Raw genomic sequence first — 14,909 nt, forward strand, 5'->3', positions numbered from 1 at the left:
GTATTCAAACTACGGTGGTGCTGCCAGTGTTCAAGGCCAATGACGGAATGTTAAGAAAAGTTCATTCCAACGGAGGCGCAGAAGGTGTTTCGATACCACGCTGCCGCGCCGCTTCGTTCGCATTGTTCGCATCGATCGACTCGCGCCGATATGCCTGCGAATAACGATCCACCGGGAAAAGCCGCAAACGCGTGAAGCGCTGCTTCTTCTTACGGAAATCCGCATCTTCCTGAGCAACAACCTGCCGCGTATTGGCGGGAACACCATATCGGCTTGAAGCTGTGACCAGCGCTGCATCACTCGCAGGGATCGCGGTATTAGGGTTCAGGGCCGCTTCGCTGCCGCCGAGAGCCACAACAGCATCTGCCTTTGGATTAGGATCAGTCAGATTCGCGCCACCAGGGGTAGGTGCAGGTAGAAAGGCATAATCCTTTGGTTGGGTCAGCGGCTTAACCGGCAGGACCGAGAACTCATCCGGCCCGGGCCCGGGCGCCCGAAGATTGCGCAAACCAATATCGGAACAGCCCGCAACTGTCGCGGCGAGTGTCAGAACAAGAATGGTGCGTGGCATACGCATCAGTGTCTCCAGCCAGTTTCAGGCGCTTTTATCGCATATCATCGGGCAGGTCACGAGGGCTTTTTGCCATCGAACAGGACCAGACCCAATGCTCCCGCAAATATGAACACATCCGCCAGATTGAACACAAACGGGTTATTGATCCCACAGCAGGACATGTTCAGAAAATCCAGAACATAGCCATAAAGCACCCGGTCCACGACATTTCCCAGCGCGCCGCCGATCAGCAGGCCACCGCAGAATTGTTGAAACCTCGTCGGGGCTATTCGGCCCAACCAAATCAGGACACCCAGACAAATCGCCAGAGAAATGCCGATCAGGACCCAGCGCGCTGCATCGCTGTCGCCCTGAAACAGCCCGAAGTTGATGCCGCGATTCTCACCGTATTTGAACACCAGAAACGGCGGCAGGACGCCGATATCGCCCTGCGCCACGCGCAGCACGTGAACGACCAGATACTTGCTGATCTGGTCGATCAAAAGCGCCGCCAGTCCGGCCCAGAGGAGGAGCGGGCTGCGCATCAGTGACGGAAATGCCGCATACCGGTGAAGACCATGGCCAGACCAGCCTCATCCGCCGCCGCGATCACATCGTCGTCACGCATCGAACCGCCGGGCTGAATGACGCAAGTGGCGCCTGCCTCGGCGGCCTCCATCAATCCGTCGGGAAAGGGAAAGAACGCATCAGAAGCTACGGCCGAGCCGATGGTCAGTGGTTGGGGCAGTTCCAGTACGTCGGCCATGCGCTCAGCCTTTTTGGCGGCGATCAACGCTGAATCGACGCGGCTCATCTGGCCTGCGCCAACGCCTACGGTTGCGCCGTTTTTAACGTAGACGATGGCGTTGGATTTGACGTGTTTGGCGACCTTCCAGGCAAACAGCAGATCGCCCATTTGTTCGTCAGTCGGGGTCTTTTTAGTGACGACCTTTAGGTCATCCATGCCGACAAAGCCGTTATCCTTGTCCTGCACCAGCAGGCCACCGGCGACCTGACGCACGGTTTTCCCTCCTGCTGTCACGTCAGGCAGAGCCTCTGTGGTAAGCAAGCGCAGGTTCTTCTTCGCGGCAAATATCGCTTTGGCCTCGTCCGACGCACCCGGAGCGATCACGACCTCGGTAAAGATACCAGTGATCTCTTGCGCGGTTTCCGCATCCAGCGGCTGGTTCAGAGCAACGATCCCACCAAAGGCCGAGGTCCGATCACAATCGAACGCGGCTTTATAGGCCTCAAGCAACGTGGCCCCCTTGGCCACACCGCACGGGTTCGCGTGCTTAATGATGGCACAGGCTGCGCCGTCCGCCGGATCAAACTCGGCGACCAGCTCAAACGCCGCGTCCGTGTCGTTGATGTTGTTGTAGCTCAGTTCCTTGCCCTGATGCTGCACAGCGGTCGCCACGCCAGGGCGATCCGTACCATCTGTGTAGAATGCAGCCTGCTGATGGCTATTCTCGCCATAGCGCAGGGTCTGTTTCAACTCACCCGCAAAGGCGCGGCGTTTCGGCGCCTCAAGCTGCAATGCGTCGGCCATCCAGTTGGACACGGCGGTGTCATAAGCGGCAGTCCGGGCATAGGCCTTTTGCGCCAGCCACTGTCGGAAACCCAGCGACGTCTTACCGTAGTTCTCTTCAAGTTGATCCAGCAGCGAAGAATAATCCTCGACATCCACAACGACGTTAACGAAGGCATGGTTCTTGGACGCCGCCCGGATCATCGCAGGTCCACCAATGTCGATATTCTCGATGCACTCATCGTAACCTGCACCCTTCGCCACGGTCGCTTCAAACGGATAGAGGTTCACGATCAGCAGGTCGATCGCATCAATCCCGTGTTCGTTCATCGCGGCAACGTGGGTATCATTGTCGCGCAGCGCCAGCAGGCCGCCATGCACCATCGGGTGAAGCGTTTTGACCCGGCCATCCATCATCTCAGGAAAACCGGTCACCTCGCTCACATCTTTGACCTCTAGGCCAGCATCACGCAACGCTTTGGCCGTGCCGCCAGTCGAAAGCAACTCGACCCCGCGTTCGGACAGTGCCTTGCCCAGTTCGATCAATCCGGTCTTGTCGGAAACGGAAAGCAACGCGCGGCGCACGGGGTGAAGGTCGGTCATGGGTCCAAAGGTCCTTTTGGCGTCAGTCGAAAACGGGCTCGTCCCGGTGCGTATCGCGCACGGCATAGGCTGTATCCTGAGCCTTGCTGAGCGTCCACCGGATGCGCGTCGCATACTCCATTGCGCGCCCAGATAGAACGATCTGTTTTGTCGCGCGCGGCTTTAATCGACCTTTTTCCAAGTAAACGCTTGGTTCAACTGACAACTTTCCAACGCGATCGTGGCGGAAAACCCAGATCTCGCCGCTTTTGAGCGCCATCGACACGGCCGCACCGCCCAAATCCAACGCCGCATCAACGTCAGGGTGCAGGTGAAAACGGATATCAAAGGCGATCCCATTCAGGCCCGCCCCGTCCATGGCCCGGTCAAATTGCCGTTTGGCTTTGTCGGTTGCGGTCAGCAGTATATCTTCCCCTTCAAGCTCGCGCCCATCAAATCGCAGCTCGAGCGTACGGGCGTGGGTCAGACCGAACACTTTGTTGTAACCATCATGGCCGACCATGAACCGTGTGCCTTCAAAGGCATCTTCGAAATCCACCGGGACGTCCCGAGGGCCATCGACCAGCGCCTCCTGCGACGATCCTTTTGCGACTTCGGCAAGCCGCGCGCTGGAGTAGCCGTCGACACACAGGGTTGAATGGGACGGGGTTGCGCGCCCCGCACGTCGCCAATCCTGACCAAAACTGCCACCCGATCCACAGTTCACGATCAGCGGGCGCCGGCCCGAGGTCAGTTCAAACGCAAGGGTGGACGCGTGCGCGTTATACGAGGCTGCGCCTTTGGGTGGCGCGCTGGCATCCACCAGAACCGTCGTGCGCGAGGCTGCCAGACGCGCATAACCCATCGACAGGTCCGAGTGCTGCTGCGGCTTTACACCGCTTTGCGCCAACGCCTGATCCAACCGTCCTTCCAACCCGCGCCCACCGCCGTGAAATCTTGCCAGCGCCCCATCCGCATGGCGCAGATTTCGCAACGTCGGCGCGATGCGTTTGATCGCTTCGGTCTGCGAGGCAGGTGTACCCCGGCCCACTTCGCTGAGAGCCGCCGAAGTCCAGGACAACAAGGTAAACACCTCAAGCAATTCTTCGGGATTGCGGGTTGGGATACCGCCTTCGGCATCAATCTGACGTTCACACTCACGGGCCAGAGCGCGCAAGGCCGGGTCTGCCATCTGCTCCTGACCTTCCAACGCCAATCCGGCCTGCACCAGACCGGCCAGAGCCTCGAACCTTGGCAATCCCGGTGTTGCCGCTGTGCAGCGTTTGGACAGAAACCACGTTTGCTGCGACAGCGATCGAAAGAAAGCCTTGCTTTGCGCCTCATCGACACCGCGCAGCAGAAAAACCGCGTGATTGATCCAACGCATGACCCGCCGCCCTGTCAGGTCCGGCGCCCAACCAGGGCCTTTGCCGCGCCCATGCGCATCTATCCAACCCCAGACCCAACGCTGCGCTTTTTCCCGGGCGCGCATGTCGCCCACGGCCGCCAAATCGTCCAGCCACACAAAACCATGGCGTTCGTCATCGAAATCAAGGCTTGGCGCGACCACATCCCAGAGGTCGGTGTCATCAGCCTCGACCAGATATCCCGCAAACAGCAAATTCCCGGCCACCAGTTGCCGACCACGGGCAAAAGACCCAACCGTACGCGGCTCGGGCTGGCCGACGAATCCCGAGACCGCCTTCCGCCTTTGACTCAGGCGCGCGTAAAGACGGTTCTGAAACCGCGTCCAGCGATTGGCCATTGTATCCGTGTTTGACATGACGCTTGCGACTCTGCCCCTTGCGCTCTGCGGGCGCTTGAGCACACGATAGACCGGTCCGCTCGTCAAGTCATCGAAAAGCGTCGCGTCAGGCGGATTTGTTCAGACAGGCGATATAAAACCCGTCCATCCCGCCCTTGTCCGGCCAGTAATCGGGACGCAAGCGCAGGCCACCTTCTTCAGTGATCCAATCTGCTTCAACGCCCGCAATCTCAAGAGCGGCGCGGTCAACCTGCATATCAGAATAGCTATCCAGTGCCTCTTCAATCTGTACTTCGCCCTCGTCCGGCAGCAGCGAGCATGTGCAATAGACCAACCGCCCGCCAGGCTTCAGCAAAGTCCAGGCATGAGCCAGCATGCGCGCCTGTAACTCGATCAACCCGCCAAATTCCGAACCGTCCTTGGCGAAAGGTAAATCCGGATGGCGGCGAATCGTACCCGTTGCTGAACAGGGTGCGTCCAGCAAGATAGCGTCATACTGGCCCTTATGCTCCAGCGCATCTTGGGCGATAACCTTAGCTTTCAGGCCGGTTCGTTTCAGGTTCTCGCGAACGCGCACAAGTCGCGCCTCCGAGATATCCAGAGCGGTGACATCTGCACCTGCAGCGGATAGCTGCAAGGTTTTTCCACCCGGCGCAGCGCAGAGATCCAGAATTTTCTCTCCGGCTTTCGGGGCCAGAACCCGAACGGGTAACGCCGCCGCCGCATCCTGAACCCACCAATCCCCGGCCTCATATCCTGGCAGGGTCGAGACCTGCCCCGCATCCTGCAGCCGCGCCGAATCGGTGGGCAACATCTCTGCACCCGCGATCTCGACGCTTGGTTTTGGCGTCAAATCCAATGGTGCCCCGTTGAAATGCGCGTGCTCCATACCTTTCACGGCGTCTTCACCCCACGCCATGATCAGCGGTTCGCGCAACCACTCTGGCAGGCGAGGCACACGCATCTTGGGCCAAGCGTCGGGCCCGTCGGCGGCAATCTTGCGCAAAACCGCGTTAACCAACCCCTTCAGCCGTCCATGCTTGCGCGAACGGCCCACGATCTCGACCATGGAATTCACCACCCCGTGCGCGGCTTCGCCCTGACACAGCTCGACCGTGCCAAGCCGCAAGGCGTTGTGAACCGTCAGCGCGGGCGTTTGTCGCAGGTGATCGGCCAGCAGCCGGTCGGCACGCTCGAGCCCGCGCAAGGTTTCGATCGTCAATCGTTGCGCCCGCGCGCGATCCTCAGGGGCCAATCGATCCAGCGCACCTGCCGCAAGACATTCGGGCAACAGCCGCCCCTCGCCGAGTATCTGATCCAGCAGATAGATAGCACTTCGGCGCGCTGCTGTGGCGGAATTTAACATGATGCTGAGTGCCTCTCGTGACCTTTGCCCGCATTGCCTTGTGCGGACGAGGGCATATATCAAGGCCCTGTACGGAAAGGAACCCAATGTCATGAGTGACGAGCGCAAAGACCTGCCCCCTGCCGCCCAGCGCGCCCTTGCCGAGGCAGAAGAACGCCGCAAAAACGCAGAGGCCGAAGCGAAGGCACGGCCCAAAGAGCTCGGCGGGCGCGACGGGCCAGATCCGGCCCGTTACGGCGATTGGGAGAAAAAGGGCATCGCAATCGATTTCTGATCAGCCATTGCGCAATGCCTGCAAGAAGTCATCGATCAAAGCGCGCTGTCGGTTCGAGCGCACCCTATCCTCGGGCCATGTCAGCCAATAGCCATCTTTTGTCGCAAGCTCGGGCATATCCAGTCTGCGAAGTTGACCGGTCTCCAAACTGCTCGACGCCAATGGGAGTGATCCCAACGCGATCCCCATGCCCTGACGCGCTGCAGTGATGGCATGACCCACCGAGTCGAAACTGATCCGGCCAGCCGGCAATTCATCAACCCCCGCAACCTGCGCCCAATCCTTCCAGCCGGGGCGTTCTCCGCGTAGATCAATCAGCGGCGCGCCCCACTTGATGCCAGATGCTGCCATCGGTGCCAGCACTTCAGGCGCGATAAGCTTTGCCTTTCGCCCAGGCCAGACGCCTCTGCCATAGCGGATCTGCAGCCAGGTACGCTCTTCCTCCAACGAAGCGCGACGCGCCATCGAATCTGTCATCACACGCACTTTGGGCTGCGCCTCCAGGAACGTGGGCAAGGCAGGGAGAACCAGCGCGTGGATATGCGACGAAAGTCCTGCGACGCGAAGCTCGCGCGGGTTTTTTCCGAAAAGGTCCTCGGTATGGCGTTCCAGTGCCTGCAGACTGTCCTGCACCAATGGCAGATAGCTTTCACCCTCGATTGTCAGCGACACGCCCCGTGCCTCGCGCACAAACAGCGACCGACTCAACCAAGCCTCAAGATTGCCGATCCGTTGACTGACCGCTGCCTGCGTCAGACCAAATTCGCGCGCAGCGGCAGAAAAACCGCCCAGTCGCCCGGCAGCTTCGAACACGCGCAGCCAGTCCAGAGGGGGTAATCCGATCTTATTCTTAGCCATAAGATTTTCCAGGCCTCAGTGGCAATAAGGTTTAATTGTGGTAATGCCACGAAGCGCGTATCTCCTCAAGCAAAGCCCGCGCTGAACAGGAGAACCCCCATGCTGCGCTCTGCCACCCATGACCCCTCGATGGTCACCATCGATTTTGCGAACGGCACTCAATCCCGATTTCACGCCATCTGGTTGCGCGACAACGCTCTGGACCCCGAAACACGAGCGTCGGGCAATGGTCAGCGCCTGATCACAATCAGCGATATTCCGGCTGAGACTTCGATCAGCGCGGCAGAGGTCGTTAACGGAGATCTGATCGTCACATTCCAACCCGAAGACAAAACTGTGACTTTTCCGGCCAGTTGGTTGGCCGAACACATCTATGATCGCGATCGGGACAGCGAGATCGGCCGCCTGGCCCCAGACATCACAACTTGGGAACGCGGCATCGACGCGCCGTGTGGTGACTGGAATGCGGTACATGCCAACCCCACAGCCAAGCGCGACTGGCTGGCCGCAGTGGCGGAATACGGGTTCGCTAAGCTAACAGATGGCCCCACCGAGCCAGAATCGCTGCTGAAAGTGGCCGATTTGTTCGGCTATGTGCGTGAGACCAACTATGGTCCCTATTTTGAGGTCCGGACCGAGGTAAATCCAACCAACCTCGCCTATACCGGATTAGGGTTGCAGGCCCATACCGACAACCCTTATCGCGACCCGGTCCCGACGCTGCAAATCCTCTACTGTCTTGAGAATTCGGCCGAAGGTGGGGATTCCATTGTTGTCGATGGCTTCCGCGCGGCCGATCGTCTACGCGATCAGAACCCCGAAGGTTTCGCCCTGCTGGCGGGCTATCCGGCGCGGTTTGAATACAAAGACTCTGACGGCGTCTGTCTGCAGTCGCGTCGCCCGATGATCGAACTGTCTCCGGATGGCGAATTGATCGGCATCCGCTTCAACAACCGTTCCTCCGCTCCGTTCGTTGATGTGCCTTTCGATCAGATGGAGGCCTATTACGCCGCCTATCGTCTGTTGGGTGAGATCATCGACGATCCTGCCATGGGCGTGTCTTTCAAGCTGGAACCGGGCGAAAGCTTTATTGTCGACAACACCCGCGTCCTGCATGCGCGTCTGGGTTACTCCGGCGCGGGGTCACGCTGGCTGCAGGGCTGCTATGCTGACAAGGATGGGTTGCTTTCGACCTTGGCAGCCATGCGGATGGCACAGCCGGAGGCAGCAGAATGAAACCCGACTTTTCAACCCTGAACCAGGACAACATCGTGGCATTTATCGGCGACATCTTCGAGCGCCGTGGTGGCGAGGAATATCTGGGCGAACCCGTGACCATGGCCGAGCACATGCTGCAGGGTGCCACGATTGCCGAACAAAATGGGCAGCCCGAAGAAATCATTGTCGGCGCGCTGTTGCATGACATTGGTCACTTCACATCTGAATTTGGCACCTATCACCCCGACGACACCAAAGATCGCCACCACGAGGACGCGGGAGCAGAGGTGCTCGAGCAGTTCTTCCCCTCGGTCATCACCGATTGCTGCCGATATCATGTAGCGGCCAAGCGATATCTCTGCGCGACGAAGCCTGATTATTTCAACCGCCTGTCCGCCGCCTCGGTTCATACGTTAGAACTACAAGGCGGCCCGATGAGCGCCGCGGAGGTCGCGGAGTTTGAGGCTAACCCGAACCTGAAAGAGATCATCCAGGTGCGCTATCTCGACGAGGCGGGCAAGCGCGCGGAAATGGAAACACCGGATTTCGCCCATTTCGCACCGATGGTGCAGCGCATGGTCGATAAACATCTGGGTTCGTCATGACCGCTCCAGAGTACATCTTCGAGGCCAGTTCAAAACCATCCCTGCCCTGGCACGAGGTGCCGCTGATCCGCGCAACGGATACTTCGGTCAAGGGGTATGGCTGCCTGGTCGACACCCCGGATAAGTTCGAGATCGAAATTGTGCGCTGGCCGCAGCAAGGTTGGCGACCAATTGACGAAGGAACCGGCGACGAAGCGGGTTGGGTCGAAGGCACGTTCAAATGCGACTGGCAGGGCGATGTTCTTTATGGTGAGAACGAGGCCGTCAAAGGCTACTACGTTCTGGGTTGGTCCGCCGATCCGCAAAAGGCACAGACGGGCCGTCAAACCGCACCCCGCGATCAGGTCTTGCTGTGGCATTTGAACTACCACCCGGACGGGGGGCAGATGTTCTGGCCACTGGACAAAAAGCCATTCATCGTGCCTGCCGCCCTACCCGGTGACAATCTGACGCCAGAAAAAGTGGTGGCGTACTGGTGCGATGGCTCGCGCGGCCTCTATATCCATCCCGGCGTCTGGCACGAGGGGATATTCCCGGTCGAAGACAACCAGCGTTTCCTTGACCGTCAGGGCGCTGTTCATGCCCGGGTCAGCGCGGATATCGGCAAGGAGTTCGGCGTCTATCTGTCCTGTCCGCTGCGCGCGGACAAGATCAGAGAATTGTAGCCAGTACCCCTTGATGCGCAGAACGCTTGCGAATGATCCACATCTGAACCGCCAACAGGTAAGGCACGAAGAACGCGAAGTTCTGCACCAGATCGAAAGGGCCCGAGAAATCGGGCTCTGACCCCACTCCACCGGTCAGCAGGTACCAAAGCGTGTAATGAACACGGTATAGCCATGACCCAAGAGCCAGCCAGAACAGCCGCAACCCCCAGGCCCAATGCCCTGCACGATCCCTGGTCAGCGCCATCCTCGCCACCATTAATCCAGCGGTGAACAGGCAGAGCCCATACAGAAAGAACGCTGCAGACATGAGCGGTCCGCCGATGGTTCCGCGCAACGGGATATAGGTCATGCCCGCCAGGCCGGTTATCAGCGCCAGCGTGACCAGCAGCCCGCCCAACATGCGATGAAATCCGATAAACCGCAGCCGAAGACCCCGCAGCAGCTGCAGCGGCACCAGCGCCACCAGCAAAGTTCCGGCAAAGATATGCAGCATCATGGCCGCGTTGCCGACATCTTGACGGTCGGAAAAGAGATAGCTCTGCCTAGCCGCGTCCTCGGACAGGCCAACACCGATCATACCCAGCCCGTGCATCAAAAAGGGCAGCAGCGTCAGATAGAACACGATCAGCACCAATCCGGTCGCCACTCGAGATGTAAGGTTCCGCATAGGCCCGAGTTTAACGCCGTTGCGCGGCCCGTCTATGGCTTACAGCCCGAGCACATCCACCATGTCATACTGACCCGGTGCCTTGCCCTGCCCCCATAGCGCTGCCTTCAGCGCGCCGCGGGCAAAGATGACGCGATCCGTGGCGAGATGGCGCAAGACGATGCGTTCTCCTGGCGCGGCAAACAGGACGTCGTGTTCGCCGACGATGTCTCCACCGCGAATGGCGTGAAAGCCGATATCGCCGCGTTTGCGCGCGCCGGTTATGCCGTCGCGACCTCGGTCGGACACATCCGCCAATTTGACGCCGCGCCCTTCGGCAGCGGCTTCACCCAGCATCAAGGCGGTACCAGAGGGTGCGTCGACTTTATGATGGTGGTGACCTTCAATTACTTCGATATCGAAATCCTCATCCAGCGCGGCGGCGACCTTTTTGGTCAGTTGCACCAGCAGGTTCACGCCAAGGCTCATGTTTCCTGCCCGCACGATCACCGCATGGCGCGAGGCCGGTTCCAGCGCCGCAATCTGTTCGTCACTCATGCCGGTGGTGCCGATCACATGCACGCAGCGCGCCTGCGCGGCCAAAGCGGCAAACTCCAGCGTCGCCTCGGGTGCGGTGAAGTCGATCACCGCCTGCGCCTGCGCGAAGGCCTCCAGCGGATCATCGGTGACCAAAACTCCCAGCGCAGGGCCACCCATTGCTTCACCAACATCCTGACCGATCCAATCGTGATCCTTGCGCTCGACCACACCAACCAGGCGTGCCTGATCACTGTCGGTCACGGTCTTGATCAGCATCTGCCCCATACGGCCCGAAGCCCCTGTAATGACGATCCCCGGAATATGGGTCATTGCGTTGGTCCTTTTCTAAAGTCGGCTCAAAGCCTCCTACCCCGTCCGCACCCGCTTGGCAAAGCCCGGCTTTGCGCTTAGATCGGGGTTTATGGCTAAGAACAAATTCCACGATGGCCCCGGCCCGTCCCAACGACAGCTGCGTGTCGGCGAACTGATCCGCCGTACCCTGTCCGAAGTTTTGGCGCGCGGAGATGTCCACGACCCCGATTTGAACCGCATGTCGATCACCGTGGGCGAGGTGCGCACCTCGCCCGATCTAAAGATCGCCACCGCCTATGTGCTGCCATTGGGCGGCAAAGGGCAGGAGGACGTGATCGAACTGCTCGCTCGCAACAAGGGTGAGCTGCGGCGCATGGTCGGCAAGAAGGTCGGACTGAAATTCTCTCCCGATCTACGTTTCCGGTTGGATGACACATTCGACCGACTGGATGACACCCGTCGCATGTTCGAACAGGACGCGGTGCGCCGCGATCTGGACGAGTGATCCGCCTATCTGTCACATTAGGCGCAGTTGTTTGGGCCGCACAGGCTGGGGCAGTGACTTGTGAAAAGCTGACCCACGAGGACAAGCGCTATACCATTTGCGAGGTAGACGCGGCATCCGAAGATTTGCGCCTGTTCCTGAACGATGAGAATGGCGACCTGTTGGGCCATTTCTCGTCAGTGAACGAAGCTTTGGCAACTGACGGTAAGCGTCTGGCCTTTGCGATGAACGCGGGCATGTATCATGATGATCGCTCGCCCGTGGGTCACTTTGTTGAGGACGGCGAAGAACAGATGCGTGTGATCCCGAATGCTGGCCCGGGAAACTTCGGTCTGTTGCCCAACGGAGTGTTCTGCATTCGCGACGGACGCGCCGATGTGTTTGAGACATTGGATTACATCGAACGCGCGCCGGAATGCCGGTTCGCGACCCAGTCCGGCCCGATGCTTGTCATCGATGGAGAGTTGCACCCCCGATTCCTGCCGGATTCGACCTCTCTCTATATACGCAATGGTGTCGGAACCAACGCTGAAGGGACCCGTGCGGTATTTGCAATCTCTGAGGATTACGTCACCTTCCATGAATTCGGCAGGGTGTTCCGCGACGCGCTGGATACTCCGAACGCATTGTTTCTGGATGGCAATATTTCGCGGATGTATGACCGCGCCAACAACCGATCAGACATCGGGTTTTCACTGGGACCAATAGTGGGCGTCGTCGAAAACATACCGGCAAATTGACAGCGTCGAAGCGATCCGCTAACTCGCGCGCCTCAGTAAGTTTCAAGGTGCAAGATGGGACGCAAACGCAAGGGTCGTGACATTTCCGGTTGGCTGGTGGTGGACAAGCCTGCGGGCATGACTTCGACCGCTGTGGTCAACAAGGTGCGTTGGGCGATGGACGCCAAGAAAGCAGGCCATGCAGGCACGCTGGACCCCGAAGCAACTGGCGTTCTGGCGGTAGCTTTGGGCGAGGCGACCAAGACTGTTCCCTACATCACCGATGCGCTGAAAGCCTACACATTCACTGTGCGATTAGGACAGGCGACCAATACCGACGATGCGGAAGGCGAAGTTATCTCGGAAAGCTCTGCGCGCCCGACGGATGAAGACATCAAACAGGCGCTCTCACCGTTCCTCGGGGACATCATGCAGGTGCCGCCCAAGTTTTCCGCTGTGAAGATCGACGGTCAGCGCGCGTACAAACTGGCCCGCGATGGCGAAGATGTGGAACTGTCCGCACGCCCCCTGTGGGTTGAAGAATTGATCCTTGTCGACCGACCCGACACCGATCATGTGGTGTTGGAAATGACATGCGGCAAAGGCGGGTATGTCCGTTCGATCGCGCGCGATCTGGGCGAAGCGCTGGGCTGCTACGGCCACGTCAAAGAACTCCGTCGCATCTGGTCGGGTCCGTTCGAGGCCGAAGACGGCCTGTCCATCGAACAGATCGACGAGATGGCCAAAACCACAGCGTTGGATGAATACCTGCACCCGTTGGAAACCGGCCTGTCTGATCTGCCTCAGTTGAAATGCACCCCGGAAGGGGCAACCCGACTGCGCAATGGCAATCCGGGAATGGTGCTGGCATCCGACGTCGAATACGGCGACGAGGCCTGGGCTTCGCTGGATGGCAAGGCTGTGGCCGTCGGGATATACAAATCCGGTGAATTGCATCCCAGCCGGGTGTTCGTCGTTTGAACCACGTGTTAGGCGAAGGGCATGATCACCCGTTCTCATACCAAGGGCGACGCGCCCTCAACCGCCATCTACTCCAACTGCGAAATGTATCGCTATAGCCTGACCCGCATCTGGGATCCGGCGGGGCGCAAGGCGCTGTTTGTGATGCTTAACCCATCGACCGCAACCGAGGTACAGAACGATCCCACGGTGGAACGCTGTGAACGGCGGGCGCGAACACTGGGCTTCGGCGCATTTCAGGTTACCAACATTTTTGCATGGCGCGATACCGACCCGCGCAAAATGCGCGCAGCCGAGGATCCTGTTGGACCGCAGAACGACCAAGCCATTCTGGAAGGTGTTGGCTGGGCCGATCAGGTTATTGCTGGATGGGGCACACATGGCGCGCATCTTGATCGCGGTCGATCTGTCGAAGCACTGCTGCGCGCCACTGGTCAACCGATGTATCATCTGGGGCTCACCAAAGACGGCCATCCAAAGCACCCGCTCTACATCGCTTACGCGCAACAGCCTCAGTTGTGGTGACAAAGGGTTAACCACGCCTGCAACTTGGCTTTGACCAACCTATTGATTGCATGAGATGTTTTACACTCGGGGCAAGTGTGCTTGCGGAGGGTAATCATGTTTCTGATCGGTTTATTCGGGATGGCTGCATTAGGAGGGGCCGCCTATGCGATAAGCGACGTTCTCGTACCCGACGAAACAACCGAGGAGGATGGTGAGCAAATTGATGACTCGGTTGAGGATGAATTGACCGAAGGCAACCTCCTCGAACTGGAAGAAAATGTTGAAGAGCCCGATTCATCTGAAGATACCAACACAGGTGAAATCCTCTCTGAGCATGAGGGAAATCTGGTCATCGCGGGCGATGAGGATGCAAATGTTCTGACCGGACAAGAGGGTAATGATCAGATTAATGGGTGCGAAGGCGGCGACCTCATCGACGGGGGGGACGGAAATGACATCATCTACGGTGGTTCCGGAGAGGACACGCTAATCGGAAACGTCGGGAACGATGTGCTCCATGGCGGGTATGGCGACGACAATTTGGCCGGAATGTCAGGCAATGATGACCTGTATGGTCATTTCGGAATGGATGAGTTGGAAGGTGGCGACGGCGATGACCGGATTTTCGGCGGTCAGGACGATGATATCTTGAGGGGCGATGACGGCGACGATCAATTGCAAGGTGGCGACGGCGATGACTATCTGACAGGCGGTGCAGGACAAGATGCCCTGTTCGGTGGAGACGGGGATGACATTCTGAACGGCAACGATGGTCCAGAGGAGACTTCCCCTGACTTTCTGAACGGGGGCGCTGGCGATGATGTCATACTGGCCAAAGACAGAGATATCGTCACCGGTGGAGACGGCGATGACGAAATAATCGTGCAGCCAGAACCGGATCAGGAGGCCGCAACAATCATGGATTTCCAGATTGGTCACGATAAGCTGCTAGTCACCTGGGACGGCCCAGAAGACCCTGAGCTGACCATCGAGCCAAACAGCGAAAACAATGACCTGACCCATGTCAGGGTCAACGGCGAGAACGTTGCGCAGATATTTGGTGCAGAAGGTCTAACCGCAGAGGATATTCTGTTTGTGACCGAAGCCCAATTGGCACAATACGCTTTCACTGGTTGAACCCGCAGAATCCCTTTGCCATTCGCAGCAAAAGCGCCTATACGCGCCCATCCGCATCGGAATCGGTGCGGTTTTCTCCATGGGCCTGTGCTGGACGACATCCCGGCCTGCGCCATCAACTCTAACCTTTAAAGGAGACCCC

General features: G+C 58.8%; 17 protein-coding genes. 9 read left to right on the forward strand and 8 right to left on the reverse strand.

The window, feature by feature from the left end; genetic code table 11:
• Positions 1–61: 61 nt before the first annotated feature.
• From ACR0KN_RS21170 to ACR0KN_RS21190, 5 genes are all read right to left on the reverse strand, one after another.
• Complete coding sequence (locus tag ACR0KN_RS21170) at positions 62–577, reverse strand: DUF3035 domain-containing protein (protein ID WP_010438645.1); 516 nt, start codon at positions 575–577, stop codon at positions 62–64.
• Positions 578–627: 50 nt separating this feature from the next.
• Positions 628–1,098, reverse strand: coding sequence for a signal peptidase II (gene lspA / locus ACR0KN_RS21175; protein WP_480656364.1), 471 nt, complete (start codon positions 1,096–1,098; stop codon positions 628–630).
• Positions 1,098–2,687, reverse strand: coding sequence for a bifunctional phosphoribosylaminoimidazolecarboxamide formyltransferase/IMP cyclohydrolase (gene purH / locus ACR0KN_RS21180; RefSeq protein WP_480656366.1), 1,590 nt, complete (start codon positions 2,685–2,687; stop codon positions 1,098–1,100). Before purH ends, lspA begins: the two co-directional genes overlap by 1 nt.
• Positions 2,688–2,709: 22 nt before the next feature.
• Positions 2,710–4,449 carry a heparinase II/III family protein gene (locus ACR0KN_RS21185; RefSeq protein WP_480656368.1) on the reverse strand — a complete coding sequence of 580 codons (1,740 nt, stop codon included), beginning with the start codon at positions 4,447–4,449 and terminating at the stop codon, positions 2,710–2,712.
• A gap of 88 nt (positions 4,450–4,537) precedes the next feature.
• On the reverse strand, positions 4,538–5,797 hold the full coding sequence (locus ACR0KN_RS21190) for an RsmB/NOP family class I SAM-dependent RNA methyltransferase (protein WP_480606766.1): 1,260 nt from the start codon (positions 5,795–5,797) through the stop codon (positions 4,538–4,540).
• A 91-nt stretch (positions 5,798–5,888) separates the two neighbouring features.
• On the opposite strand from ACR0KN_RS21190, the gene ACR0KN_RS21195 reads away from it, so the two are divergent.
• On the forward strand, positions 5,889–6,071 hold the full coding sequence (locus ACR0KN_RS21195) for a DUF1674 domain-containing protein (RefSeq protein ID WP_010438637.1): 183 nt from the start codon (positions 5,889–5,891) through the stop codon (positions 6,069–6,071).
• Here ACR0KN_RS21195 and ACR0KN_RS21200 read toward each other — a convergent pair whose 3' ends face one another.
• Complete coding sequence (locus ACR0KN_RS21200; RefSeq protein ID WP_480656371.1) at positions 6,072–6,929, reverse strand: LysR family transcriptional regulator; 858 nt, start codon at positions 6,927–6,929, stop codon at positions 6,072–6,074.
• Between the two features lie 99 nt (positions 6,930–7,028).
• Between ACR0KN_RS21200 and tmpA the strand changes: the two genes are divergently transcribed.
• The 3 genes from tmpA to ACR0KN_RS21215 are packed head-to-tail and all read left to right on the forward strand — an operon-like array spanning position 7,029 to position 9,417.
• Positions 7,029–8,165 (forward strand): 2-trimethylaminoethylphosphonate dioxygenase, encoded by a 1,137-nt coding sequence (tmpA, locus tag ACR0KN_RS21205; protein ID WP_480656373.1) that lies wholly within the window; start codon positions 7,029–7,031, stop codon positions 8,163–8,165.
• Positions 8,162–8,752 carry a (R)-1-hydroxy-2-trimethylaminoethylphosphonate oxygenase gene (gene tmpB, locus ACR0KN_RS21210; protein ID WP_480656375.1) on the forward strand — a complete coding sequence of 197 codons (591 nt, stop codon included), beginning with the start codon at positions 8,162–8,164 and terminating at the stop codon, positions 8,750–8,752. The genes tmpA and tmpB overlap by 4 nt, the downstream gene beginning before the upstream one ends.
• Positions 8,749–9,417 carry an ureidoglycolate lyase gene (locus ACR0KN_RS21215; protein WP_480656377.1) on the forward strand — a complete coding sequence of 223 codons (669 nt, stop codon included), beginning with the start codon at positions 8,749–8,751 and terminating at the stop codon, positions 9,415–9,417. The genes tmpB and ACR0KN_RS21215 overlap by 4 nt, the downstream gene beginning before the upstream one ends.
• On the opposite strand, the gene ACR0KN_RS21220 is transcribed toward ACR0KN_RS21215, so the two are convergent.
• Complete coding sequence (locus tag ACR0KN_RS21220) at positions 9,404–10,087, reverse strand: DUF2306 domain-containing protein (protein WP_480656379.1); 684 nt, start codon at positions 10,085–10,087, stop codon at positions 9,404–9,406. The two genes, ACR0KN_RS21215 and ACR0KN_RS21220, sit on opposite strands and share 14 nt — an antisense overlap.
• Positions 10,088–10,126: 39 nt before the next feature.
• Positions 10,127–10,936, reverse strand: a complete 810-nt coding sequence (gene dapB, locus ACR0KN_RS21225) for a 4-hydroxy-tetrahydrodipicolinate reductase (protein ID WP_480656381.1) — start codon at positions 10,934–10,936, stop codon at positions 10,127–10,129.
• 91 nt (positions 10,937–11,027) lie between these two features.
• Here dapB and rbfA point away from each other — a divergent pair, with 91 nt between their 5' ends.
• The 5 genes from rbfA (at position 11,028) to ACR0KN_RS21250 (ending at position 14,767) form a co-directional block, all read left to right on the forward strand.
• Positions 11,028–11,423, forward strand: coding sequence for a 30S ribosome-binding factor RbfA (gene rbfA / locus ACR0KN_RS21230; RefSeq protein WP_010438628.1), 396 nt, complete (start codon positions 11,028–11,030; stop codon positions 11,421–11,423).
• Positions 11,420–12,163, forward strand: a complete 744-nt coding sequence (locus ACR0KN_RS21235; protein WP_480656383.1) for a phosphodiester glycosidase family protein — start codon at positions 11,420–11,422, stop codon at positions 12,161–12,163. Before rbfA ends, ACR0KN_RS21235 begins: the two co-directional genes overlap by 4 nt.
• Before the next feature lie 54 nt (positions 12,164–12,217).
• On the forward strand, positions 12,218–13,123 hold the full coding sequence (gene truB / locus ACR0KN_RS21240) for a tRNA pseudouridine(55) synthase TruB (protein ID WP_480656385.1): 906 nt from the start codon (positions 12,218–12,220) through the stop codon (positions 13,121–13,123).
• A gap of 21 nt (positions 13,124–13,144) precedes the next feature.
• Complete coding sequence (locus ACR0KN_RS21245) at positions 13,145–13,648, forward strand: DUF1643 domain-containing protein (protein ID WP_480656387.1); 504 nt, start codon at positions 13,145–13,147, stop codon at positions 13,646–13,648.
• Between the two features lie 96 nt (positions 13,649–13,744).
• Positions 13,745–14,767: a calcium-binding protein gene (locus tag ACR0KN_RS21250; protein WP_480656389.1), complete on the forward strand. Its 1,023-nt coding sequence runs from the start codon at positions 13,745–13,747 to the stop codon at positions 14,765–14,767.
• Positions 14,768–14,909: the final 142 nt, after the last annotated feature.

This window comes from Ruegeria sp. AP7, from assembly GCF_056539905.1.

What these genes read in the sequence shown, in the direction of transcription:
- truB (WP_480656385.1), top strand. Translation starts at nt 12,218, where the DNA reads ATGGGACGCAAACGCAAGGGTCGTGACATTTCCGGTTGGCTGGTGGTG.
- tmpA (WP_480656373.1), top strand. Translation starts at nt 7,029, where the DNA reads ATGCTGCGCTCTGCCACCCATGACCCCTCGATGGTCACCATCGATTTT.
- ACR0KN_RS21185 (WP_480656368.1), bottom strand. Translation starts at nt 4,449, where the DNA reads ATGTCAAACACGGATACAATGGCCAATCGCTGGACGCGGTTTCAGAAC.
- lspA (WP_480656364.1), bottom strand. Translation starts at nt 1,098, where the DNA reads ATGCGCAGCCCGCTCCTCCTCTGGGCCGGACTGGCGGCGCTTTTGATC.
- dapB (WP_480656381.1), bottom strand. Translation starts at nt 10,936, where the DNA reads ATGACCCATATTCCGGGGATCGTCATTACAGGGGCTTCGGGCCGTATG.
- ACR0KN_RS21200 (WP_480656371.1), bottom strand. Translation starts at nt 6,929, where the DNA reads ATGGCTAAGAATAAGATCGGATTACCCCCTCTGGACTGGCTGCGCGTG.
- tmpB (WP_480656375.1), top strand. Translation starts at nt 8,162, where the DNA reads ATGAAACCCGACTTTTCAACCCTGAACCAGGACAACATCGTGGCATTT.
- ACR0KN_RS21215 (WP_480656377.1), top strand. Translation starts at nt 8,749, where the DNA reads ATGACCGCTCCAGAGTACATCTTCGAGGCCAGTTCAAAACCATCCCTG.
- ACR0KN_RS21195 (WP_010438637.1), top strand. Translation starts at nt 5,889, where the DNA reads ATGAGTGACGAGCGCAAAGACCTGCCCCCTGCCGCCCAGCGCGCCCTT.
- rbfA (WP_010438628.1), top strand. Translation starts at nt 11,028, where the DNA reads ATGGCTAAGAACAAATTCCACGATGGCCCCGGCCCGTCCCAACGACAG.
- purH (WP_480656366.1), bottom strand. Translation starts at nt 2,687, where the DNA reads ATGACCGACCTTCACCCCGTGCGCCGCGCGTTGCTTTCCGTTTCCGAC.
- ACR0KN_RS21245 (WP_480656387.1), top strand. Translation starts at nt 13,145, where the DNA reads ATGATCACCCGTTCTCATACCAAGGGCGACGCGCCCTCAACCGCCATC.
- ACR0KN_RS21250 (WP_480656389.1), top strand. Translation starts at nt 13,745, where the DNA reads ATGTTTCTGATCGGTTTATTCGGGATGGCTGCATTAGGAGGGGCCGCC.
- ACR0KN_RS21220 (WP_480656379.1), bottom strand. Translation starts at nt 10,087, where the DNA reads ATGCGGAACCTTACATCTCGAGTGGCGACCGGATTGGTGCTGATCGTG.
- ACR0KN_RS21190 (WP_480606766.1), bottom strand. Translation starts at nt 5,797, where the DNA reads ATGTTAAATTCCGCCACAGCAGCGCGCCGAAGTGCTATCTATCTGCTG.
- ACR0KN_RS21170 (WP_010438645.1), bottom strand. Translation starts at nt 577, where the DNA reads ATGCGTATGCCACGCACCATTCTTGTTCTGACACTCGCCGCGACAGTT.